The organism is Nocardia arthritidis, from assembly GCF_011801145.1.
GTDB classification, from domain to species: Bacteria; Actinomycetota; Actinomycetes; order Mycobacteriales; family Mycobacteriaceae; genus Nocardia; species Nocardia arthritidis_A.
Map to the genome: position 1 here is coordinate 4734519 of NZ_CP046172.1, position 22432 is coordinate 4756950.

Below are 22432 nucleotides of genomic sequence, written 5' to 3' on the forward strand. Positions count from 1 at the left end.
CTGGTACCGGCGGCACCCGGATATCGGCCGCCCCGTAAAGAACTCGTAAGCGCACCGCCTAAAGTGGTTGGCGCAGCCCACCTTCGGTGCCGCTGTGTCGATCAGGCGGTCCGGCCGCCCCGAGGAAGGGATATCCGCGGTGACGGTCCCGCTGCGCGACAACAACGGTGCGCGAGTCGATTTCGTGACGATGGGGCTGGGCTGGGATCCGGCGCGGCCCGGGCGCTGGTTCACCGCGAAACGCGCCGATATCGATCTGAACGCGGCGGCCCTGCTGTTCGTCGGTGAACAGCTCACCGATGTGGTCTATCACGAGAAGCTGACCTCCGACGACGGCGCGATCCGGCATCAGGGCGACAGCATCACCGGCGAGGGCGATGGCGACGACGAGGTCATCGCGGTCGATCTCACCCGCGTCGATCCGCGCATCACCGCGATCATGTTCCTGGTCACCTGCTATACCGGGCAGACCTTCGCCGAAATCGATAATGCGTTCTGCCGCTTGGTCGACGGCGGCTCCGGCGCCGAATTGGCCCGCTACGACCTGCCCGCCGATCACCACACCGGTCTGATCATGGGCGTTGTCGCCAGGACCGAGCACGGCTGGGAGTTCCGCGGCGTCGATGAGGGAATCGAGGCCCGGCATCCGGTGGACGCGGTGCCGCTGGTCGGTCAGTTTCTGCGTTGAAAGGCTGGTGCCCGCCCGGCGCACGGCCGGGCGGGCACACTTCCCCGTACCCCACCGGACGCCGCCACGTCGGTAAGGCACGCCAAGCGTACCCGCAGACATCGATTCGGTTGCGGTATCGCGCGTCTCGGCGCGTCACCCCAGGACACGGGGTGCATGACAAGAATCAGCCGTGGCGCGGCGGCGCTGTGCGGGGTGAACTACGGAGGGGACTGGTGTTCATCGCTACCGGTAACAGGGTGGTTCGGATACTGGTACCGACGGCACCTGGATCGGCTATCGGGATTCGGAGAAGATCGAGTTCATGACGAATGTGGTCGACGCGCGGGCGATCCGCAAGGCGCGGCGCGATGAGTTGGGCGCCTTCCTGAAGTCGCGACGGGCGCGGATCACCCCGGAGGATGTCGGGCTGCCGCCGGGGCCGCGGCGGCGCACGCCGGGACTGCGACGCGAGGAGGTCGCGCAGCTGTCCGGTATCGGCGTCACCTGGTACACCTGGCTGGAACAGGGCCGCGAGATCAATGTCAGCGTGCAGGTGCTGGAGGCGATCGCGCGCACGCTGAGCCTGGACACCGCCGAGCGCGCGCATATCTACCGGCTCGCCGACGTGCCGACGGTCCCGACGGCGCCCGCGAACGATCCGCTGCCCGAGGAGATCCAGGTCATCCTCGACCATTTGGCGCCGCTGCCCGCCGCCGTGCTCAGCTCACGCTACGACGTGCTCGCGCACAACGAACCCTATGCCGCGCTGTGCCCGGGATTCCTCGGCGCCGAACGCAATCTGGCACGGCATGTCTTCCTGACCCCGCAGTGCTGCAACAGCTACATCCAGGAGTGGGACGACCTGCGCCGCATGGTCGCCCAGCTGCGCGGTGCGTACGCGAAGAACCTGGACGATCCGGGCTGGCGGCAGTTCATCGACGAATTGGTCGCGCGCAGCGCGGATTTCGCGGCGCTGTGGGCGCGTAACGATGTCGCGGTACCCGCCAACCGGATCAAGCAGATCCGCCACCTCGCGGTCGGCCGCCTGGAGATGATGGTGACCAGCATGAGCCTGCCCGCCATGGCGGGCGCCTGGGTGCGGATATACACCCGGGCGATGACGCGCAGGCAGCAAAATTACAGCTACTGCTGGATATGCCGGAGGCGGAGCGGACCCGGCCGTGGCTCGAACACCGCGAACGCGCGCACGGTGCGGCCCGGACCGCCAGGGCGGTGTGATCAGGCCGGGGTCTGTTCGCCGCGGCTCTCGACGATCGGCAATACCAGCGCCGCGGGCGAATTCGCGGGCACCACGGGGTGTTTCGGCGCGACCGCGGCGATGCGCCGGTAACCCGCCGACTGCTCGGGCCTGGTGTCCTGTTCGCCCTTGTTCGGCCAGTAGGCGGCGGCGCGCTCGGCCTGCGCGGTGATGGTGAGCGACGGGTTGACGCCGAGGTTCGCCGAGACCGCCGCACCGTCGACGACGCTCAGCGTCGGATAACCGTAAACCCGGTGGTAGCCGTCGATCACGCCGTGTTCGGCATCCGCGCCGATGGCGGCGCCGCCGAGGAAGTGCGCGGTGAGCGGGATATTGAAGATTTCGCCCCAGCTGCCGCCCGCGATGCCGCCGATATCCTCCGCGACCCGCCTGGTGACCTCGTTGCCGACCGGGATCCAGGTCGGATTCGGTTCGCCGTGGCCCTGTTTCGAGGTGAGCTTGCGGCCGAACAGTCCGCGCTTGGTGAAGGTGGTTATCGAATTGTCCAGGTGCTGCATGACGAGGCAGATGATGGTGCGCTCGCTCCAGTTCTTGGTGCTGAGGAAGCTGAGCAGCTGGACGGGATGCCGCAATACCAGCCCGAGGAAGCGCAGCCAGCGCGGGATGCGGCCGCCGCCGTCCACCATCAGGGTCTGTAGTAGTCCCATCGAATTCGAACCCTTGCCGTAGCGGACCGGTTCGATGTGCGTGTCGGGGGTCGGGTGGATCGAGGAGGTGATCGCGACGCCCTGGGTGAAATCGACACCGGGCTGCACGGTCTTGGTGGCTGCGCCGACGATCGATTCGGAGTTGGTCCGGGTGAGCATGCCGAGCCGCGCGGACAGATCGGGCAGAATTCCCTTGTCCCGCATGGCGAACAGCAGCTGCTGGGTGCCGCGGGTGCCCGCCGCGAGCACCACGTGCGCGGCGGTGTAGGTGGCGGGCCGCTTGCGCACCCACGCGCCGGTGCGTTCGGTGGCGACATCCCAGGTGCCGTCGGGCAGCGGGCGCACCGCGGTGACCGTCGTCATCGGAATGACCTGTGCCCCGGCCTGTTCCGCGAGATACAGATAGTTCTTGACCAGCGTGTTCTTCGCGCCGTACTTGCAGCCGACCATGCAGTCGCCGCATTCGACGCAGCCGGTGCGGTCGGGCCCGACGCCGCCGAAATACGGATCGGGCACGGTCCGGCCCGGTTCGCCGAAGAATACGCCCACCGGGGTCTGCACGAATGTGTCGCCGACGCCCATATCGTCGGCGATTCGCTTGAACACCTCGTCGGCCGGCGTCATGTGTGGGTTGCGCACCACACCGAGCATCCGTTGCGCCCGTTCGTAATACGGCGTGAGCTCGGCGCGCCAGTCGGTGATGTCGCGCCACTGCGGATCGCGGAAGAACGGCTCCGGCGGCACGTACAGGGTGTTCGCGTAGTTGAGCGAGCCGCCGCCGACGCCCGCGCCGCCCAGGATCAGCACGTCGCGCAGCAGGTGGATGCGCTGGATCCCGAAGCAGCCGAGTTTGGGCGCCCACAGGAAGTTCCGCAGATCCCAGCTGGTCTTGGGCAGTTCGTCGTCGGCGAAGCGGCGCCCGGCCTCGAGCACGCCGACCTTGTAGCCCTTCTCCACCAGCCGCAGCGCGCTCACGCTGCCGCCGAATCCGGATCCGATGATCAAGACGTCGAAATCGGTCGCCCGCTGGTCCATCTGGAAACTCCTCGATCTGTCGCCGGTGACCGGAATAACACTACTCCCGAGTAGGTTGGCTGGTCGGCGTCAGGACCTTTCGAGAGCGGCGCTCTCGTTTGTTGACATCGCTCTCCGAAATGCGCACCCTTGGGTCATGCCAACGACGCCACGCGCCCGCGCCCGGGCACAGACCATGACCGATATCGTCCGTATCGGCCGGGACCATCTGGCCGTGCACGGTGCCGCCGCGCTGTCGCTGCGTGCCGTCGCTCGCGACCTCGGCGTCGTCTCCTCGGCGGTGTACCGGTACGTGCGCAGCCGCGACGAACTGCTCACCCTACTGGTGGTGGACGGGTACAACGCGCTTGGCGATGCGGTGGACGCGGCCGTCGCCACCGCCGGGGACGACCCGATCGAACGCTTCCGGGTGGTCGGCCGCGCGGTCCGTGCCTGGGCGCTGGCCGAACCCGCCCGCTACGGACTGCTTTTCGGCACTCCGGTGCCCGGCTACGACGCGCCCGCCGAACAGACCACCACGCCGGGTGTCCGCGTCATCGTCGCCATCATCGGCTCGATCGACGAGGCATATCGCGCCGGTCTGCTCACCCAGCCGAAGAATCCGGCGCCCATATCCTCGGCTCTCGCGCAGAACTTCGCCGCGATCCGAACGGAATTCGGCATCGACATCCCCGATTGGCTGGTGGCGCGCACGATTTCGGTATGGTCCGGCCTGTTCGGCGCGGTGAGCGCCGATGTCTTCGACATGTACGGCCAGGACACCTTCGTCGACCGGGCCGAGATTTTCGAACTACAGCTGGAGGCGTTGCTCGCGACGCTGGGCTACCAGGGCTGAGCACCGGCGGCGTGGTTCACGGGTGGACCGCCGCGAAGAAGCGCCAGATGGTTTCGGTGGCGTCGAACTGATGGCTGACCGGCCCGATGAGCGCCGCGGGCAGATACTGCTGGCCGCCGGGCCAGCTGTGCCCGCCGCCGGTCACCGAATACAGCACCACCGAGGTGCCGCCCGCACAGGCGGCGGTATAGGTGGTGACGGATGTTCCGTCATCGGTGCGTGACGGTAGGTTGGCCGTATCCGGTTGCCCGCAGCCATTTTTCGCGCGCCACAACTGCTGTGTGGCGTCGGTGGACAATACCGGGCTGCTGCCGGAGCCGCCGAGATTGCCCGACGTCACGCGGACGACACCGCCCTGATAAGGCACCACCGGATCGGCCGTGCCGTGGATCTCCAGGACCGGAAGTGGGTGCGTCGGTGCGCAATCCGGCGCGTCGGCGGCCGGCAGTGTTCCGGCGACCGGAGCGATGGCCGCCAGCTTCGCCGACAGGCGGCAGCCCAGATCCTCGGTGAACATGGCGCCATTGGACATTCCGGTGGCGAAAATCCGTGCGGGATCGACATTCTCGTCGGCGACGAGGCGATCTATCAGCGACGAGACGAATCCGACGTCGTCGACGCCGAGCGCACCGGCTCTGGTGTCGCCGCCGCGCCCGTCGTTCCAGGATTTGTCGATGCCGTCGGGGTAGACCGCGAGGAAACCGGAATCGTCGGCGAGCCGATCGAATCCGCTTCGATCCGCCATGTATCGGGCCGTCCCACCGCCACCGTGGAAGACCAGTACCGCCGGAATCCGCCCCAGACGTGGCGCCGCGGGTCGGTGGATCAGGTAATGGCGTTGCGTACCGCCGACATTCAGGTCCAGCGTGGGATCGCCGGGCGTCCGTGCGGCGGACCGCCCGCACGCGACGGTGCAGGCGATGACCGCGCAGAGTACGACGGCGACCAGGGTTCTCGGCACGAAATGATCGTATGGCCGCGCCCCGGCGGCACCGCTGAAGGAATTCTGAAGAAACTTACTGGGGCACCGTCACCGGATCGGTGCAGCTGCCGAGCGGATTCACCAACGAGCAGGCCACCGGTGCGCGAGTGGGCCGGTAGTCGCCGGGTACGCCGCCGTCGCGGGTGATGCCGGTGTAGGCGGGGACTGCGTCGGTGGGTGTGCGGGTGAGCGTCGGATCCGTGAGTGCGTCGACGGTGTAGAGGCCGAATCGCGGTGTGTAGGAGCCCCATTCATAGTTGTCGGTGAGGCTCCAGTAGTTGTAGCCGATCACGTTCATACCGTCGGCCTTGGCGCGCTGCAGCCAGTAGACGGTGTCGCGCAGGTTGTCGCCGCGACGGTAGCCGTCGGCGCGGGGTTTGCCGTTCTCGGTCGGCATGCCGTTCTCCACGATATACAGCGGCTTGCCGGGGAACTTGCGTGAATAATGTTCCAGCGCATAGTAGATGCCCTCCGGCTGGAGCGGATTGTTCCACAGCTTCGCGAAATCGACGCTGCTGGCGAGGGTGTCGGGGGAGAGGCCGTAGTAGTAATCGATGCCGATGTAGTCGAGCTTCGCGGCGATCTTGTCGAGCAACGACCCGGATACGACGTCCTCGGCGCCGGCGGGTGTATAGGCGACATTGCTCGTCACCTGCGCGCCCGGCTGCTTCGCGTGAATGTAGTCGTAGATCGCGTTGTGGGCCTGGGCGATTCGCTCGTGCATGGCCGTTGCGGCGGTGATCGGCAGCCCTTGCTGGCGCAATTCGTTGACCACGTAGAAGATCGGCTCGTTGAAGGTGACCCAGAGCGGATCGGCCGCGGCGAACCGGTCGACGACGGTGCGGGCGTTGGCCAGCCAGTCCGGCACGATATCCGGGTTGTTCCAGCCGCCGCGGTCGACCTCCCAGCCCGGATACACCCAGTGGTCGATGGTGAGCATCGGGCGCATACCGGCGGCCTTTATAGCGCGGATCACATTGTCGTAGAACCGAAGTCCGTCCTCATCCCAGACGCCGGGCCGCGGTTGGATCCGCGCCCACTCGATCCCGATGCGATAGACCTTGACGCCCAACTGTTTCGCGAGCTGGATATCGGATTCGAACCGATCGTAGAAGTCGACCGAATTCCGGTAGGGGTCATCGGTTTTGCCCTCGGCGACATAGCGCGACCAGTTGCTGTCGGGTGCGTTGCCCTCCGATTGATAGCCGGAAGCGGCGACGCCCCAGAGGAAATCGCTGCCCAGCGGCGCCACCCGGTCGGGCGGCGCGGGCCGGGCCGCGGCCGGCCCCGCGCCGATGACCAGCGCGGCCGTCGTCGCGGCGAGGGTGGCGAGTACTCGGCGGCGGCTGGGTGATCGCATCGAACTCCTGTTCCGAGGGCTACCGGTTGTGGTGGACCTTCGGCGCACGTCGCACACCGAATCGAGGGCGGTGCCACGCGACACAGAGTAACTGGTCACATGTCCGTTTTCGGTCGCCGACGCGGATTGCAGACGGGTTTGCAGTCGGCGGGGGAGCGCTGCGGATCGACGAGGGCGTCGGCCCTGCGCGCGGTTGGGGAGTGGACCGGTAGTCGATCGAAACCCGTTGCAGGGTAGGGAGATCGGTCACATCGAGGTACGGGCCGAGGTTGCGAAAACGCCGGTCAGCAGGGGTGTCGATGATCGAGAACGGCTTCCACGGTAATCAACATGATGATACGTAGATATGCGCATCTAACTATGTAACTCCTCCTATGAAATACGATTGCATCCGCACAGGTTGACGAGAAAAGTGAAGTTGACCTACCCCACGCCAGCAAAGAGGAGAGGGGTCGCTCCGAGGCGGCCGGGTGGGTCGGATTGCGAAGGGATACCGAAAGTCGATGGCCGGCGTGGTGGCCGCCGATGGTACCCGGGTAAGCGAATAGTGTGGTTGATACGGTGTAAATGGCGGGAGGCCTCCATGGCGAGCATGTCTAGTGAGCGTCGCGGCAAGGTCGGTGACCGGCATGGGTGAGGAAGGGGGGATCGTGGCGCGGAACTCGACGCTGACCGCCTATCGCGAGACAGCGTTCACCACGGCGCCCGTGGTACGGCCGATCTTGATGACCGGTCTGTTGGCGGTGAGCCTGATCCTGGTGTATTCGGCTGTGCGGGCGATGCACGAGGGGGTGAATCATTCCTGGTTCGTCGCGGCCTCGCTGGCCGGTGTTTTCATCGCGCGCGGGCTGCATCTGCACCGGCCGATCACGTTGCCGCACTTGACGGTCGCGGTGTTCGTGCTGGCGTTCGCGAACGTCGCGTACCGTGCCGAACATCCCGGCGTCGGTTTCGTGCTGCTGGCCTCGACCGGCCTGATCCTGATGTTGCCGCAGTCGAGCAAGCCGGAGCCGCAGCAGCTTTACCGGGTGGCCGCGCTGGTCGACCGGACCGAGGGTGATCCGTTGGCGCCCTTCGCGATGCACTCGTCGAAGACGTATTTCTTCAACTCGCAGTCCACCGCCGCGATCGCCTACCGGGCGCGGTTCGGTATCGCGGTGGTCGCGGGCGATCCGATCGGGAATCGCGGCGATTTCGCCGAATTGATCAGCGATTTCTCGGAATTCGCGATGAGCCACGGATGGCGGATCGCGGTGCTGGGCGCGAGCCCGGAGATCAGCGAGCTGTGGCGGTACCGCGCGCTGGAGCATCGCGGGCTGCATCCGGTGCCGATCGGGCGCGATGTGGTGATCGAGGTGGCGAAGTTCGACATGGTCGGGCGGAAGTTCCGCAATCTGCGCCAGGCGGTGAGCCGCACCAAGAACTTCGGGGTGCGCACCGAGGTGATCCACGAGTCGGCGCTGCCGGACCAGCTGCGCGCCGATCTGCTGGGCATTGTCGACGAGTGGCATGCGGGCAGGCAGAGCCGCGGTTTCTCGATGATCCTCGATCATCTGCTGGACGGCCGGAATCCGAACATGCTGGTGGTGCTGGCGCGGGACGCGGACGGCCGGGTGGTCGGGTTCCAGCGGTACGGCGTATCGGGCGGCGGCCGGGAGCTGAGTCTCGATGTGCCGTGGCGGCGCAAGGATGCGCCGAACGGTTTGGACGAGCGGATGGTCGTCGATCTGGTCGACTACGCGCGGGAGCAGAAGATCGAGCGAATCTCGTTGGCGTTCGCGGCATTTCCCGAGTTGTTCGCCGACAAGCAGCGCTCGCGCACGGCGCAGCTGATGTATCTGCTCGTGCACCTCGGTGATCCGCTGATCCGGCTGGAGTCGCTGTACCGGTATCTGCGAAAGTTCCACGCGCTGTCGAGTCAGCGGTACGCGTTGATCCGCTGGCGTGAGGTGGTGATCGCGGCGGCCGCCATGTTGACGCTGGAGTTCGTGCCGCACCGCAAGCAGTTCTGAATTCGTCGGCCGCACCGGGCTTCTCGGTGCGGCCGACGCATTTTTACCGGGTTCACCTGCGCGGATGGACGAACCGTTATTTCGTTGGTAGGTCGGAGATTTCGAGTCGTACCGTCGGTGGGTCGGTGACCGGGGTGGTTTCGACGAGGTCGACGATCTCGGTCCCGGTGGGCAGTTCGGCGGCGAGTACGGGTTCGCCGAGGCCGATCTTCTGCTGCACCTTCTTCATCCAGGCGGGGGCCCACCAGCAGTCGTCACCGAGGAGTTTCATGATGGCGGGGACGAGCAGCATGCGCAGTACGGTGGCGTCGATGAGCAGCGCCGCGATCATGCCGTAGGCGATGTACTGCATCATCACCAGATCGGAGAAGGCGAATGCGCCGGTGACGACGAGCAGGATCAGGGCGGCGGCGGTGATGATGCGTCCGGTGTGCGCGGTGCCGGCCTGGACGGCTTCGGTGGTGCTGACGCCCTTGGCCCGAGCCTCGGCCATGCGGGAGAGCAGGAATACCTCGTAGTCGGTGGACAGGCCGTAGATGATGGCGATGATGAGCACCAGCACCGGTGCCATGATCGGTTGCGGGGTGAAGTTGAGCAGCCGGGATCCGTGACCGTCGATGAAGATCCAGGTGAGGATGCCGAGGGTGGAGCCGAGGCCGAGCGCGCTCATGAGGGCGGCCTTGATGGGCAGTACGAGTGAGCCGAAGGTGAGGAACATCAGCAGCGTGGTGAGGAAGACGACGAGCACGATCATCACGGGGATGCGGTAGAGCAGCGCGTCGATGCTGTCCTTTTCGAGTGCGGGTTTGCCGCCGACGAGCAGGGTGGTGCCCGCTGGCAGGTCGAGGTCGCGCAGGTAGTCGATGGTGGTGCCGCCCTTGGCGGAATCGGCGAGCCGGGCCTGCATGCGGTAGACGCCGGGGTGTTCGGCGGCGGGTTCGGGGACGTTGAATTCCTCGATGAGTCCGGGGGCTTTGTTGGCGAGGTGGTAGACCTGTCCGACGTCGTTTCGGTTGTCGGACAGGACGATCAGCATGAGCGGGTCGGCCTTGCGGAGTTTGAAGAGCTGGTCGAATTCGGTTTGTGCGGAGCGGACGGGGTTGTCGACGGGCAGGTATTTCTCGCTGAGCCCGCCGAATACGAGGTGTTTCATCGGGAGGATGAGCAGGAACAGTCCGATGCAGAGCGGGATGGCCACGCGCAGTGGGCGTTGCATCACCCAGCGGGTGCTGCGTCGCCAGAATCCGTTTTCGACCTGTTCGGCGGTCTTGGTGCGGCGGAAGCGCTTCAGCCCCAACATGTCGACGCGTTTGCCGAGGACGGCGAGTGCGGCGGGCAGGATGGTGATGGCGGTGAGCGCGGCCAGTGAGACGGTGGCGATGGCGCCGTAGGCAAGGGATTTGAGGAAGCCTTGGGGGAAGAGCAGCAGCCCGGCGAGGCTGGCGATGATCATGGTGGCGGAGAAGACGACGGTGCGTCCCGCGGTCATCACGGCGCGGCGGACGGCGGCGGGGGTGTCGTAGCCCTCGGCGAGTTCTTCGCGGAATCGGCTGACGATGAACAGTCCGTAGTCGATGGCGAGGCCGAGCCCGACCATCGAGATCACGCCGGAGACAAAGGTGTTCACCTCAGTGAGGTGGGTGAGGGCCATGATGATGCCGTTGGCGCCGACCACGGTGAGCGCGCCGACGATGAGTGGCAGTGCGGCGGCGACGAGTCCGCCGAAGATGAAGAAGAGCAGGATCGCGACGACGGGGATGGCGAGTTTTTCCATCCGTTTGATGTCGTGTGACATGGTGTCGTTGATGGTGCCGCCGACGGCCTGCAGCCCGGCGACCTGCATGCCGGGAAAGGTGAAGGCGTCCTTGACTTTCCGGTAGTTGTTCACCATGTCGGTGTCGTTGTCGCCGCGGATGGCTAGTGCGGCGAATGCTTTGGTTTTGTCCGGGGTGGCGGCTTGGGTGCCGCTGAGTTTGCCGCCGGCGGCGGGCCAGTAGGAGCCGTTGATGGCGGCGATTTCGTTGGGATGGTCGCGGGGCAGGCTTTTCAGGAATTCGATGACGTCGGCGCTGTATTCGGGGTCGTCGACGGTTTTGCCCGGCGGCGGGGTGAACAGGAGCAGGACGTCGCCGTCGTGGTTGCGGCCGTATATGTCGTCGGAAATCTGTGCGGCGTGGGCGGATTCGGAGGTGAGGTCGAACAGGCCGCTGGAGCTGAGGTGATCTTCGACACCGAATCCGTAGCCGCCGAGTGCGAGCAGTGCGGCGGTGACGACGGTGAGTACGGCGTAGCGCAGGCGGTGGACGAGTGCTCCCCAGCGTGCGAACATCAGGCGGCCTCCGATTCGCGGCGGGCGGGCAGTGGTGATCGGTCCGTCGCGCGAAATGGCAAGGGCCGCATCCTTTCCGGGTTATCGACGCATATGTCGTCACCAAGGTACCCGCGGTTCGGGCACTACGGTTTGCTTCGGATTCCGGCGCGGTTCGTTACGGACAGTCGTGGTGGATCGAGGATTTTGCCGAGTGTGGTTGCGAGGGCGGTGAGTTCGGCGGTGTCGAGGCGGTCGGCGAAGTGGCCGGCGATGCCGTCGCGGTAGCGGGGTGCGGCGCGGTGCAGGCGTTCGCGGCCGGTGTCGGTGATGGCGACGAAGGCGGAGCGACCGTCGTCGGGGTTGGCGGTGCGGGTGACGAGTCCGGCGGATTCCATTTCGGTGACGAGCCTGCTGACCCTGGTGCGGCTGAGGACGACGCGTTCGCCGAGGTCGGACATGCGCAGTGGGGGGACGCCGTCGAGTTCGAGGAGTACGTCGTACCAGGCGAGGGGCAGTCCGGGGTCGCGGCGCAGGTCGGCGTCGAGGCGTGGGACGAGTTGGGCGTGTACGCGCAGGAGGGCGGACCAGGCGGTGGCCGCGGCGTCGCGGTGTTCGTCGGTGGTTTTGTCCGGGGGCACGGTGTCGATCATATCCACTTGTGTGCGCGCGCACGCATATAGTAGCGTGCACACGCACATACTTCATGCGTTGAGGAAGGGAAAGCCATGACGACAGTCATCGAACGGGCCGAGCTGGCGGCGGCGATCGAGGCGGGCACGGTGACGGTGCTCGATGCCCTCGGTGCGGGTTATTACGAGAAGGCGCATCTGCCGGGTGCGGTGCCGCTGGTCGCCGACGAGGTGGACAGCCGTGCGGCGCAACTGCTTCCGGATCGGGACGCGGCCATCGTCACCTACTGCTCGAATACGGTCTGCCCGAACAGCGAGCAGGTCGCCGCCAAGCTGCGCGCCCTGGGCTACACGAACGTGCGGGCCTACCGGGCCGGGATCCAGGACTGGACCGAGGCCGGGCTGCCGGTGGAATCCGAGGCCTGATCGATCGGACCCCACGAATTCGTGGGGTCCGACTCTGTCGGTACGCCGGCGTAGCTTGAGAGGTATGACAACGCATCTCACGCACTGGGGGGCCTTCGAGGCCACCAGCGACGGTATTCGGTTGACCGAGGTGCGGCCATGGCGCGACGATCCGGAACCGACACCGTTGATCGAGAACGTGGCCTCGGCGCAACATCATCCGACGCGGATCGATCAGCCGTATGTGCGCAAGGGTTGGCTGGAGCACGGTCCAGGCGCCGCCGCGCGCGGGGACGAGCCGTTCGTTCCGGTGTCGTGGGAGAAGGCGCTCGATCTGCTGGCGGGCGAATTGGCAAGGGTCTACCGGGAATACGGGCCGGAGGCGGTGTACGGCGGCTCCTATGGGTGGGCCAGCGCGGGGCGGTTCCATCATGCGCAGAGTCAGGTGCACCGGTTCTTGAACTGCCTCGGCGGTTATGTCGCGCACCGCAACAGCTACAGCCTGGGCGCGTCCACCGTGCTGCTGCCGCACATCATCACCGATATCGACACGATCATGGCGCGGTCGACCACGAAATCGGTTGTCGCGCGGGAGGCCCGGCTGGTGGTCGCGTTCGGCGGTCTGTCGCCGAAGAATTCCGCGGTGTCACCGGGCGGGGTGTCCCGGCACAACACCCGCGGCTGGATCGAGACGGCCAAGGCGAACGGATGCCGGTTCGTCACGGTCGGGCCGCTGCGCGACGACATCCCGGCCGAGGCGGCGGCGGAGTGGATCGCGCCGCATCCGGGCAGCGATGCGGCGCTGATGCTCGCGCTCGCGCAGGTGCTGGACGCGGAAGGCCTGGCGGACAAGGACTTTCTGGACCGCTACACGGTGGGTTACCACCGTTTCGCGGCCTACCTGCGCGGCGAGTCCGACGGTGTGGTCAAGGATCCGGAGTGGGCGGCGGCGATCACCGGTGTCGCGGCGGACCGGATCCGGTCGTTGGCGCGTGAGATGGCGGGCACCAGAACGCTGATCACCGTGAGCTGGTCGCTGCAGCGGGCCGAACACGGCGAGCAGCCGCTGTGGCTGGGCGTTGTGCTGGCCGCGATGCTGGGCCAGATCGGTTTGCCGGGCGGCGGTTTCGGGCACGGCTACGGGTCCGCCGCGAATGTCGGTATGGCCGTTCGGGTTACCTCGCCGCCGCGGCTGCCGCAGGGCCGGAACGCGGTGCGTGAGTTCATACCGGTCGCGCGGATCGCCGACATGCTGCTGAATCCCGGTGCGCCGTACGAGTACGACGGCGAGCATCGCACCTTCCCCGATATCAAGATGATCTATTGGGCCGGCGGCAATCCGTTCCATCACCACCAGAACCTGGCGCGGTTGCGGTCGGCGTTCGCCCGGCCGGAGACCATTGTGGTGCACGATCCGTTCTGGTCGGCGACCGCGCGGCACGCCGATATCGTGCTGCCGTCCACCATGACCATCGAGCGCGACGACTACGGCTCCGGCCAGGGCGACCGGTTCTTCTTCCCGATGCGTGCGCTCACCCAGCCGCACGGGCAGGCCCGCGACGACTACTGGACGCTGGGCGAGCTGGCCGAAAGGCTCGGTGTCGGAAAGGAATTCACCGAGGGCCGGACCGCGCAGGAGTGGTTGCGGCACCTATACGAGCAGTGGCGGGAGCAGCTGGTCGCCGACGGGTACGAACTGCCGGATTTCGACGCGTTCTGGGCCGGTGAACGGCTGGAGTTGCCGATCGAGGCAGAGGAGCATATCGCCTTCGCCGACTTCCGGGCCGATCCGGCGGCGCATCCGTTGCCGACGCCGAGCGGCCGGATCGAGATCTTCTCCGAAACCATCGCCGGATTCGGTTACGACGACTGCCCGGGGCATCCGGTGTGGTTGGCACCCGAGGAATGGTTGGGCGGTCCGCTGGCCGCCCGGTTCCCGATCCAGTTGGTCGCCAATCAGCCGCGCACCAAATTGCACAGCCAGCTCGATGTGGGCGCGCACAGTCAATCCACGAAAGTGTCCGGGCGCGAACCGGTTCGGCTGCATCCGGCCGACGCGGCCGCCCGCGGCCTCGCCGACGGCGATATCGCGCGGATCTTCAACGACCGGGGCAGTTGCCTGGCCGGAGTGCGGGTCGACGAGGCGTTGCGTCCCGGCGTCGCGCAACTGTCGACGGGCGCATGGTACGACCCCGACCCGGCGGACCCGTCGTTCTGTCGTCACGGAAATCCGAACGCGGTGACGAATGACCGTGGCACATCGAGGTTGAGCCAGGGATGCACCGGGCAGCTGTCGCTGGTCGAGATCGAGAAGTACACGGGTGTGGTACCGGAACTGAGCGTGAGCGGCCCGCCGGTTATCGAACGCTGACGGGTTGACGGTCGCCCGGATTGGGGCAAATAGGTTCTGCGCGTTGGGATTTCCCTATACTTGCCGCATGTTGGCTGCGAGCGGGGCGAGTCCGGAGAGTCCGCACGGCCCGGGAGCGGTGCGCCGTCGCTGCTTCGTAGCGCAGATCGAATACGCCGCCCGGCAACTCGATGTGGATCTGACGTGGTACTCCGATCACTGGGTTGCTCATCTGCGCTACGCGGGCCGACAACAGCATCTGGTCGGGTACGCCTTTCCGCTCAACGACTTGTCCGCGGCGCACCTCGCCGACGACAAGGTGGCCACCTCGGTGGTGCTCGCACGCGATGGTGTACCGCACATCCATCACGAACTGCTGTGGGTCGCCGCCGAGGCCGAGTTCGAGGTCGGCGCGTTGGCGGTATTGGATCGGGTGCCGGTGCCGCTGGTGGTCAAACCGTGTACGGGCCGGGGAGGTCTGGACGTGTTCCGGGCGACGTCGGTGTCCGGATATCTGACGGTGGTCAGAGCGCTCGCGCGTGCGCACCGGACGTTGGCGGTGTGTCCGTTGGTCGCGATCGAGCGGGAATTTCGGGTGATCTATCTGCGGGGCGGTGCCGAGCTGATCTTCGAGAAGGTGCGGCCGGACGGGCACCGCGACTGGCGGCACAATCTCGAACACGGCGCGGTTCCGGTGGTTGTGGACGACTCCGCGACATGTGCGGCGTTGGCCGCGTTGGCGAAGCAGGCCGCGACGGCATTGGGCATCTCGTTCGCATCGATCGATATCGTGCAGTCCGATCGAGGACTCGAAGTGCTCGAGCTCAACAGCGGGGTCAGTCTCGAATACTTCAGCCGATCCAACGCGGAACACTTCCAGTTGGCGGCCGAAGTGTACCGTCGGGCCCTGCAAGCCTGCCTCGATTGCTGAGGGCATCGTATCGAGACATATTCGGTCCAGCGCTGCTCCCCACTTGAACACTAATTATGTTGTGGGACAACGAAACCTACAATGGCCACACGATAGGTGTCGGATGGTCTGCCGCAGCTTGCCGGCAGCGGGCGGGCCAGCGCCTGTCGCGTTCGCCGGCGACCGCCATCGCCGGATTTCCTCGCACGAATTTCAGTGACGGCCGCACGCTGTCCGAGTACGCCGGGAGAACCAATGCGTCGCCCCCTATCCACCGCATTCACCGCCTCATTCGCCGCAGCGACCGCCGTCGCCGCGAGTATGGGCCTGGGCACACCCTTCGCCTTCGCCTCCGCCACCGCGACCCCACCCGTCGTTGTCTCCGGTCCCACCCCGTTCGCCTCCGGCTGTAATGGCGCACCGCAGACGGGGACCAACTACCCCAACACCAAGGTCGAGCCACAAATCGCGATCAATCCGACCAATCCGAACAATATCGTCGCCGGCTACCAGCAGGATCGGTGGTCCGATGGCGGCGCCAACAGCGATATGGCCGGTGTCTCCCATGACGGCGGAGCGACCTGGAAGCAAGTCGTCATCCCGCACATCACCCACTGCGCCGGTGGCAATGCGAGCAACGGCGGCGACTACGAGCGCGCCACCGACCCCTGGGTCACCTTCGCACCCGACGGGACGTTGTATTACGTCTCGCAGCCACTCAACAGCTCCAACCCGAACAACGGGATGTCTGTCAGCAGGTCCACCGACGGCGGCGACACCTGGAGCGACCCCATCTCCCTCATTGCGGACACCGCGGCCGGTGTGCTCAACGACAAGGTCTCGATCACCGCCGACCCCGCCGATGCGCATTACGTCTACGCCACCTGGGATCGGCTCTCGACCTCCAAAGCCAACCGCAGTGCCGCGGAGGCGTTGCACGAACGGGCGCAGGCGAGCAGCGGCCCCACGATGCTCGCCCGTACCACCGACGGTGGCGCGACCTGGTCCACGACAACCATTTTCGACCCCGGTCAGAATGCCCAGACCATCGGCAATCAGATCGTGGTGCTGCCCAACGGAACCCTGGTCGACGTCTTCGACCTGATCTCGAACGGGAGCACCAGCATCGCGATCATCACCTCGACCGATCACGGAGCCACCTGGTCCGGACCCACCACTGTCGACCAGGTGCAGGAGGGCGGCGTCACCGACCCCAACACCGGTGCCACGATCAGGACCGGCGGCGGTATCCCAGAGATCGCCGTCGACTCCCGCACCGGGGCGTTGTATGTGACCTGGCAGGACAACAGGTTCAGCGGTGGCGACCACGACGGCATCGCCTTCTCGAAGTCCACCGACAACGGAGCGACCTGGTCCGACCCCATCGAGGTCAACACAACCACGAACACTCCTGCCTTCACCCCGACCGTGCGCGCCGGAGTGAACGGATCGATCGCCGTGTCCTACTACGACTTCCGCAACCTCGCCGCGGACAACACAACGACCCTGCCCACGGACTACTGGCTGGTGACTTCCTCCGACGGCGGGGCGACCTGGTCCGAAACTCATATCGCCGGTTCGTTCGACATGTTCACCGCCCCGAACGCCGAAGGTTACTTCCTCGGTGATTACGACGGACTCGCCGCAACCCCAACCGGCTTCCGCCCATTGTTCGCAGCGACCAACGACCAGAATCTCGACAACCGCACCGATATCTTCACCGCGACCGCCGACAGTACGACGATCACCAGATGAGCTCCGCCGCAATGCTTTTCGATCACTGCCGTTGCGGGAACCGCGTATCGGGCAAGGGCCGGCCGAGATCGCTGTGTGCTCGGCCGGCCCTCACCTGTGAGAGTGCTACTGCGGCATCTCTCCTACGGTCACGGCCGTGTCGATGAGCCCGAACACCTCACCCTGCGGCGCCGCGACCATCGCCATCCGGCCGACCGGCGAATCCGAGGCGGGCATGACGACCGTCGCGCCGAGCTCGGAGGCCCGCGCCACCCCGGCATCGACGTCGTCGAACTGGAACCAGGTCAGCCAGTGGCTGGGCACCGGCTCGACCGGCATCACGGTGTCGTCGTTCATGCCGCCCGCGGGCTGTTCGCCGCCGCGTGGAGTGAACATCGCGTAGATCATGGTCTTGCCGTCGCCGACGTCGGTGTAGGTGAAGCCGAAGGTGTCGGCGTAGAACTTCTCGGCGGCGGCGAGATCCCGGGTGTGCAGCTCGTTCCAGCAGTAGGAGCCGTGTTCGTTGTGGACTGCGGCGCCGTTGTGCGCGCGAGCCTGCCAGACGCCGAACACCGCGCCGACGGTGTCCACGCCGATGAACATACGTCCCGCGTCGAGCACATCGAACGGAGGCGTGAGCACCTGGCCGCCGGCGGCGGACACCTTTCCGGCGACCGCGTCGGCATCGTCGGCGGCGAGGTAGGTGGTCCACACCGAGGGCATCCCGGCCTGCGGTTTGGGGCCGATCCCGGCGACCGCGTTCCCGCCCTTCATCCCCATCAGGTAGCCACCGGCGTCCTCCTCGCCACCTTCGATGGTCCAATCGAACAACGCGGCATAGAACTCGCTCGCCTTGACCGGGTCGTCGACCTGGCAGTCCACCCAACAGGGGGTACCTTCCGGCCACGGTGTGGAACGTACAGGCATCGGTCTCTCCGTTCTGTGCTAGCGGTTGCCCGGTTATCAGCTGCTCGCGACCACAAGCGGACCAACCGCCGACCTCCCACCCGCGGCCGAAGGTGGCCGACGACCGAGGCGCTGCTCATAATCACTGCCCTTGCGCTCAGGCGGCCTCGGCAAACGATCCGTCGTGCACCGAACCCCAACTGGACCAACCGTTTTCGACTGATCTTCCGTGAATAACGCATGACGTGACGATCATGCGGGTGACACCATCGCCTCCCGACATGGCCACAAGCTTCCGCAACGGAGAACCCGCAATCCGACCGCCAGGGCATCGCATCCGGAGGCCGAGCCGATTACTGGCTCGAACCGGAACGGCAGCATCTTTGATTAGACATGACCTCGAGGTGTGTCCGCACAGGATTCGTCGATCCGATGGGCAATCCGCCGGACAACTCATGTTGCCCAACCGATCACGCCGCGATCCGCCTGCGTCTTCGTGACGGACGCGTAGGTCGTCTGCGATGCGCCGTCTCACCCGCGGCAAGTGGCGGTGGCGCCGATGCCTGTGTGCGTCCACGTCTGAGGAGGTCGAGAACTGTTGTGGCACTGCTGAATACGCGTGAGTCGTCAGAAATTCGGTGGTCGGATCGGTGATCGGTTGGTCACACTGCAACCGTGGTGGTGACGGAAAGAGCTGGGCGGGCGGCGATCCGGGCTCAGGCGACCGGGTGGTGTTTGACGTCGTGGGTGTTGTTCGCGAGTTCCGGGCCGTTGGCCAAGGCGGTGATGGGGGCGGGTTGGTCGCCTGCGGCGGTGACTTCGGTGCGGATCGCGTTGGCCGCGGTGTTGCTGGTACCGGTGGTGGCGGTGTTGCGGCCCCGGGCGCTGCGCTTTCGGCGTACCGATTTGTGGCTGCTGCTCGGCTACGGGGTGCTTGGTGTCGCGGGGGTGCAATTGTTGTTCTTCGTTGCGGTGGCGCGGGTTCCGGTTGGGGTGGCGATGGTGTTGGTGAATCTCGCGCCCGCGCTGGTCGCGCTGTGGGTGCGGGTGGTGCGGCGCACGCGGCTGCCGGGGTGGGTGTGGTTCGGTATCGGATCGGCGGTGGCCGGATTGGCCTTGGTCGCGCAGATTTGGCGTGACGGCGAGCTGGACATGCTCGGTGTCGCAGCCGGTTTGGGTTCGGCGATCTGTTCGGCCGGGTACTTTCTGCTCGGCGAGCACGGTGCGAACAGGCATGACCCGGCGGGGCTGACCGCGGTCGGGTTGGCCGTCGGCGCGGTGGTGATGGCGGTGTTCACCCCGCCGTGGACGTTGCCCGGGGAGCTGCTCACCGCCTCGGCTGTGCTGGGTGGCGTTGATATGCCTGTGTGGCTGGTGCTGCTGGTTCTGGCCGTGGTGGGTACCGCGCTGCCCTATCTGGTGGGGCTGCGGGCGCTGCGTGATCTACCCTCGGCGCCGGCGAGCGTGCTGGCCGTGGCGGAACCTCTGGTCGCGGCGGTGCTGGCGTGGCTGCTGCTCGGCCAGTCGCTGGGTGTTGCGCAGATGGTCGGTGCGGTGGTCATGGTGTTCGGCGCGCTGCTGGTGCAACTGAGCATGCCGGAGACCGCGGTCCCGGACCGCTGATCCGGTCTCAGCAACGATCGGAACATGCTGGGGCATCGGTGATTTCACCGCATGCGGGGGTGAGGTAGGTGTTGGCGAGCCCGCGGATCACGGCGACGGCCGCTTCGCGCAGGTCGGCGGGGGCCAGGATCTCCACGCCCGCGCCGAGGGAAAGTAGTTGGCCCAGTGCGCGTTCGGTGGATTCGATGGGGATGACGGCGCGGTACCAGCCGTATTCGTCGGGGGTGAGCGCGGTGTGTTCGACGGCGGCGGTCATGAGCGGGTCGAGGACGTCGGGGAGGCGGCGCAGTGCGTCGGGGGACAGGCGGACGATGGCCTGGCCCGTCCGGCGGCGGGTATCGAGGTCTGAGAGGAGGGTGTGCCAGTAGTCGGTGAGTTCGAAATCGGTTGGGCGGTCGAAGGTTTCGGTGAGGGTGTCGAGCCGGAGGATGCGCGAGACGCGGTAGGTGCGGATATGTTCGGTCTGCTGTTCGGTGTGCCGGGCGACGAGGTACCACAGGCCGGCCTTGGCGACGATGCCGTAGGGGGCGACGGTGCGGGTGACGACGGTCTGGTCGGCCCATTGGCGGTGGTAGCGCATGGTGAGCAGGTGTTGGTTCCAGACGGCGTCGGCGACGGTGGGCAGGAACGGTACCTCTTCGGATTCGCTGTACCAGGGGAGCCGGTCGATGAGGAAGCGTTTGGCGATGCGGTCGGCGCGGTCGCGCAGTTCGGGTGACAGGGCGGCGGTGAGTTTGAGCCGGGCGGTGGTGACGGCGTCGCCGAGGCCGAGATCGGCCGCGGTTTTGGGTAATCCGGTGAGGAACAGGCTCTGTGCCTCGTCGGCGGTGAGGCCGGTGAGTTTGGTGCGGTATCCGTCGAGGATCTGGTAGCCGCCGTCCTTGCCGGGTTCGCCGAAGAGGGGTACGCCGGAGGCGCTGAGCGCGTCGATGTCGCGGTAGATGGTGCGGACCGAGACCTCGAGGTGTTCGGCGAGTTGGGCGGCGGTGAGCCTGCCGCGGGTTTGCAGGAGCAGGAGGATGGAGACCAGTCGGCTGGCGCGCACGTCCGAATTCTTCCAGCGACCACTGACAGAAGATGTCAGTGAGTGCCGATTACCTTCGCTCGGTGACTATTTCCCAAGTGCATGAGGACGCTGATCTGTTCTTTTCGACCACCAGCGCCCCGGAATCCGAAGAATCCGACCGATCTGTCACCGAACGCCCGGTGCTGTCGCTGCTGAATTGGCTGTTCGACGACCCGAGCAGGCGCTACCGGGTGCGCCCCGGCTTCGAAGTCGATGCCGCGCCACGTAATTGGCCGCGATGAGGGCGAGGTGGGAGCCCGGAGTGCGCGCCGACGCGGTGCACACGCGGCAATCGACTTCGCGCGTTGTCTATCGCCTACGCGGGAAGCTGAAGGTTGCGCGGGAACGGCGTCGTCCGCGTTGGTGGGCGGGAGTGGGCCTGGAATCCCGGAGATCAGACCGGTCGGTTGGTGAATTGGCTGGATGGGAGCTGTTTTTCGGTCTGGGCGGGCATCCGTGAGTGATGGTGCTCTCACCGGGGCGCGCCGAGACCCTGCCCGGCCTGTGGTTCTGTCAATATCGTGCCCATGGTGTCGAATCCGCTGCCCGCGTTCGCTCGGCGGCTCGCGCAGCAACCGTGGGTGATGAGCATGTCGCCGGTGGTGGTGCCCGCCGAGCGGTTGATCCGGCGGTTGACCGGTGGACGGATGGGTGTGCTCGATCTGGCGGGGCTGCCGTCGATCGAGATCACCGTGCGCGGCCGCAAGACCGGGACGCCGCGGACCACCTCGCTGCTGTACGTGCCGAACGGCGAGGCGTTCGTGGTGATCGGCTCCAACTGGGGTAGCCCGAAACATCCGGCGTGGTCGGCGAATTTGCGCGCCGCGTCGACGGCGACGGTGCGGCACGGCGGCGAGCGGTTCCCGGTGCGGGTCGCCGAGGCGACCGATGTGGATCGCAAGCGGCTGTGGGATCTGGCGGTGGAATTCTGGCCCGGCTACGAGATGGAGTACGCGCTGTCGGGTTTCCGTGAGTTCCGCATCTTCGAGCTGCGCCGAATCGAGGACTGAATTCTGTTGCGGCTCAACCGATTCGGTCGAAGGGTTCGATGTCGACGACGACCGGTTTGGAGTTGATGTACGTGTCGAGGTCGGGGAGGTTCCATTCCTCGCCGGGCCGGATGCGGTGGAAGCGGAAGGTCGCGTTGGTGTCGTTGGCGTCGATGATGAACCGCACCCCGATTCGCGGCACCAGCGTGTAGACCTGGCGGGCGAGCGTGCGGGCCAGCGCGATTCCGTGTTGTAGCAGGACGCGCTGATCGGCCTCGGCGATGATCGGGCGTCCGTTGTGGTGGCCGACGGTGACCGGGACGAAATCCTCGAGATGTAGCAGGCTGGCCGCGCATTCCCAGCCGGTGAGGTCGAAGTGTTCGCGGGCGGATTTGTCGACGACGGCGCTGGAATCGGCCCAGGTGATCACGTCGTCGTGCTGGCTGAAACCCGATTCGACGTGTGGCCGTAGTTCGGCGGCCAGACCCGCCGGGGGTTCCAGACCGGTGAATCCGTCAAGTACGCCAAGAACTTTCACCGCGGCGTCGCTCATCTTCAACGTCAACACCGCTCAAGCGTGTCACGTGACAGGTCATCTCGCGGCCGAGTTGCCCACACTGCCGTGCGCGACGGGCGGGCCGAGCGCGCCGAAAAGGGTTGGTCGGGCTCGTCGCGGTCCGGATACGCTG

At 66.4% G+C, this 22432-nt stretch carries 19 protein-coding genes; 11 read left to right on the forward strand and 8 right to left on the reverse strand.

Annotated features, from left to right (window positions below):
- Positions 1 to 94 precede the first annotated feature (94 nt).
- Both F5544_RS21390 and F5544_RS21395 read left to right on the forward strand, forming a co-directional pair.
- Positions 95 to 688, forward strand: coding sequence for a TerD family protein (locus F5544_RS21390; RefSeq protein WP_238847365.1), 594 nt, complete (start codon positions 95 to 97; stop codon positions 686 to 688).
- 304 nt (positions 689 to 992) lie between these two features.
- A complete protein-coding gene (locus tag F5544_RS21395; RefSeq protein WP_238847366.1) occupies positions 993 to 2021 on the forward strand; it encodes a helix-turn-helix transcriptional regulator in 1029 nt (342 codons plus the stop codon).
- Here F5544_RS21395 and F5544_RS21400 read toward each other — a convergent pair.
- On the reverse strand, positions 1910 to 3631 hold the full coding sequence (locus F5544_RS21400) for a GMC oxidoreductase (protein ID WP_167474835.1): 1722 nt from the start codon (positions 3629 to 3631) through the stop codon (positions 1910 to 1912). The two genes, F5544_RS21395 and F5544_RS21400, sit on opposite strands and share 112 nt — an antisense overlap.
- Before the next feature lie 136 nt (positions 3632 to 3767).
- Here F5544_RS21400 and F5544_RS21405 point away from each other — a divergent pair, with 136 nt between their 5' ends.
- Entirely contained in the window at positions 3768 to 4466 is a 699-nt protein-coding gene (locus tag F5544_RS21405; protein WP_167474836.1) for a TetR/AcrR family transcriptional regulator, read from the forward strand.
- A gap of 16 nt (positions 4467 to 4482) precedes the next feature.
- Here the strand turns inward: F5544_RS21405 and F5544_RS21410 are convergent, their stop codons facing one another.
- Both F5544_RS21410 and F5544_RS21415 read right to left on the reverse strand, forming a co-directional pair.
- The gene (locus tag F5544_RS21410) at positions 4483 to 5427 is read right to left on the reverse strand and encodes an extracellular catalytic domain type 1 short-chain-length polyhydroxyalkanoate depolymerase (protein WP_203217616.1); all 945 of its coding nucleotides are present in this window, start codon (positions 5425 to 5427) and stop codon (positions 4483 to 4485) included.
- A 55-nt stretch (positions 5428 to 5482) separates the two neighbouring features.
- On the reverse strand, positions 5483 to 6808 hold the full coding sequence (locus tag F5544_RS21415; protein WP_167474837.1) for a glycoside hydrolase family 1 protein: 1326 nt from the start codon (positions 6806 to 6808) through the stop codon (positions 5483 to 5485).
- Positions 6809 to 7437: 629 nt separating this feature from the next.
- Between F5544_RS21415 and F5544_RS21420 the strand changes: the two genes are divergently transcribed.
- Positions 7438 to 8820, forward strand: a complete 1383-nt coding sequence (locus tag F5544_RS21420) for a bifunctional lysylphosphatidylglycerol flippase/synthetase MprF (protein ID WP_167474838.1) — start codon at positions 7438 to 7440, stop codon at positions 8818 to 8820.
- A gap of 76 nt (positions 8821 to 8896) precedes the next feature.
- Here F5544_RS21420 and F5544_RS21425 read toward each other — a convergent pair whose 3' ends face one another.
- Together F5544_RS21425 and F5544_RS21430 are read right to left on the reverse strand one after the other, a co-directional pair.
- Positions 8897 to 11149 carry an MMPL family transporter gene (locus F5544_RS21425; RefSeq protein ID WP_167474839.1) on the reverse strand — a complete coding sequence of 751 codons (2253 nt, stop codon included), beginning with the start codon at positions 11147 to 11149 and terminating at the stop codon, positions 8897 to 8899.
- Between the two features lie 125 nt (positions 11150 to 11274).
- Positions 11275 to 11769, reverse strand: coding sequence for a MarR family winged helix-turn-helix transcriptional regulator (locus F5544_RS21430; protein ID WP_203217617.1), 495 nt, complete (start codon positions 11767 to 11769; stop codon positions 11275 to 11277).
- Between the two features lie 87 nt (positions 11770 to 11856).
- Between F5544_RS21430 and F5544_RS21435 the strand changes: the two genes are divergently transcribed.
- The 4 genes from F5544_RS21435 (at position 11857) to F5544_RS21450 (ending at position 17180) form a co-directional block, all read left to right on the forward strand.
- A complete protein-coding gene (locus F5544_RS21435; protein WP_167474841.1) occupies positions 11857 to 12186 on the forward strand; it encodes a rhodanese-like domain-containing protein in 330 nt (109 codons plus the stop codon).
- A 64-nt stretch (positions 12187 to 12250) separates the two neighbouring features.
- A complete protein-coding gene (locus tag F5544_RS21440) occupies positions 12251 to 14536 on the forward strand; it encodes a molybdopterin guanine dinucleotide-containing S/N-oxide reductase (RefSeq protein ID WP_167474842.1) in 2286 nt (761 codons plus the stop codon).
- A gap of 67 nt (positions 14537 to 14603) precedes the next feature.
- Positions 14604 to 15446: a hypothetical protein gene (locus F5544_RS21445; RefSeq protein WP_167474843.1), complete on the forward strand. Its 843-nt coding sequence runs from the start codon at positions 14604 to 14606 to the stop codon at positions 15444 to 15446.
- 234 nt (positions 15447 to 15680) lie between these two features.
- The gene (locus F5544_RS21450) at positions 15681 to 17180 is read left to right on the forward strand and encodes a sialidase family protein (protein WP_203217618.1); all 1500 of its coding nucleotides are present in this window, start codon (positions 15681 to 15683) and stop codon (positions 17178 to 17180) included.
- Between the two features lie 105 nt (positions 17181 to 17285).
- On the opposite strand, the gene F5544_RS21455 is transcribed toward F5544_RS21450, so the two are convergent.
- A complete protein-coding gene (locus F5544_RS21455; protein ID WP_167474844.1) occupies positions 17286 to 18086 on the reverse strand; it encodes a VOC family protein in 801 nt (266 codons plus the stop codon).
- Between the two features lie 654 nt (positions 18087 to 18740).
- Between F5544_RS21455 and F5544_RS21460 the strand changes: the two genes are divergently transcribed.
- A complete protein-coding gene (locus F5544_RS21460; RefSeq protein WP_238847367.1) occupies positions 18741 to 19688 on the forward strand; it encodes an EamA family transporter in 948 nt (315 codons plus the stop codon).
- Between the two features lie 7 nt (positions 19689 to 19695).
- Here F5544_RS21460 and F5544_RS21465 read toward each other — a convergent pair whose 3' ends face one another.
- Positions 19696 to 20733, reverse strand: coding sequence for a helix-turn-helix transcriptional regulator (locus tag F5544_RS21465; protein ID WP_167474845.1), 1038 nt, complete (start codon positions 20731 to 20733; stop codon positions 19696 to 19698).
- Positions 20734 to 20795: 62 nt separating this feature from the next.
- Here F5544_RS21465 and F5544_RS21470 point away from each other — a divergent pair, with 62 nt between their 5' ends.
- On the forward strand, positions 20796 to 20996 hold the full coding sequence (locus F5544_RS21470) for a hypothetical protein (protein WP_167474846.1): 201 nt from the start codon (positions 20796 to 20798) through the stop codon (positions 20994 to 20996).
- A gap of 285 nt (positions 20997 to 21281) precedes the next feature.
- Entirely contained in the window at positions 21282 to 21764 is a 483-nt protein-coding gene (locus tag F5544_RS21475; RefSeq protein ID WP_167474847.1) for a nitroreductase family deazaflavin-dependent oxidoreductase, read from the forward strand.
- A 13-nt stretch (positions 21765 to 21777) separates the two neighbouring features.
- Here the strand turns inward: F5544_RS21475 and F5544_RS21480 are convergent, their stop codons facing one another.
- Positions 21778 to 22311, reverse strand: a complete 534-nt coding sequence (locus F5544_RS21480) for a hypothetical protein (protein ID WP_167474848.1) — start codon at positions 22309 to 22311, stop codon at positions 21778 to 21780.
- Positions 22312 to 22432: the final 121 nt, after the last annotated feature.

What these genes read in the sequence shown, in the direction of transcription:
- F5544_RS21395 (WP_238847366.1), top strand. Translation starts at nt 993, where the DNA reads ATGACGAATGTGGTCGACGCGCGGGCGATCCGCAAGGCGCGGCGCGAT.
- F5544_RS21400 (WP_167474835.1), bottom strand. Translation starts at nt 3,631, where the DNA reads ATGGACCAGCGGGCGACCGATTTCGACGTCTTGATCATCGGATCCGGA.
- F5544_RS21405 (WP_167474836.1), top strand. Translation starts at nt 3,768, where the DNA reads ATGCCAACGACGCCACGCGCCCGCGCCCGGGCACAGACCATGACCGAT.
- F5544_RS21415 (WP_167474837.1), bottom strand. Translation starts at nt 6,808, where the DNA reads ATGCGATCACCCAGCCGCCGCCGAGTACTCGCCACCCTCGCCGCGACG.
- F5544_RS21420 (WP_167474838.1), top strand. Translation starts at nt 7,438, where the DNA reads ATGGGTGAGGAAGGGGGGATCGTGGCGCGGAACTCGACGCTGACCGCC.
- F5544_RS21425 (WP_167474839.1), bottom strand. Translation starts at nt 11,149, where the DNA reads ATGTTCGCACGCTGGGGAGCACTCGTCCACCGCCTGCGCTACGCCGTA.
- F5544_RS21435 (WP_167474841.1), top strand. Translation starts at nt 11,857, where the DNA reads ATGACGACAGTCATCGAACGGGCCGAGCTGGCGGCGGCGATCGAGGCG.
- F5544_RS21440 (WP_167474842.1), top strand. Translation starts at nt 12,251, where the DNA reads ATGACAACGCATCTCACGCACTGGGGGGCCTTCGAGGCCACCAGCGAC.
- F5544_RS21445 (WP_167474843.1), top strand. Translation starts at nt 14,604, where the DNA reads ATGTTGGCTGCGAGCGGGGCGAGTCCGGAGAGTCCGCACGGCCCGGGA.
- F5544_RS21450 (WP_203217618.1), top strand. Translation starts at nt 15,681, where the DNA reads ATGCGTCGCCCCCTATCCACCGCATTCACCGCCTCATTCGCCGCAGCG.
- F5544_RS21455 (WP_167474844.1), bottom strand. Translation starts at nt 18,086, where the DNA reads ATGCCTGTACGTTCCACACCGTGGCCGGAAGGTACCCCCTGTTGGGTG.
- F5544_RS21475 (WP_167474847.1), top strand. Translation starts at nt 21,282, where the DNA reads ATGGTGTCGAATCCGCTGCCCGCGTTCGCTCGGCGGCTCGCGCAGCAA.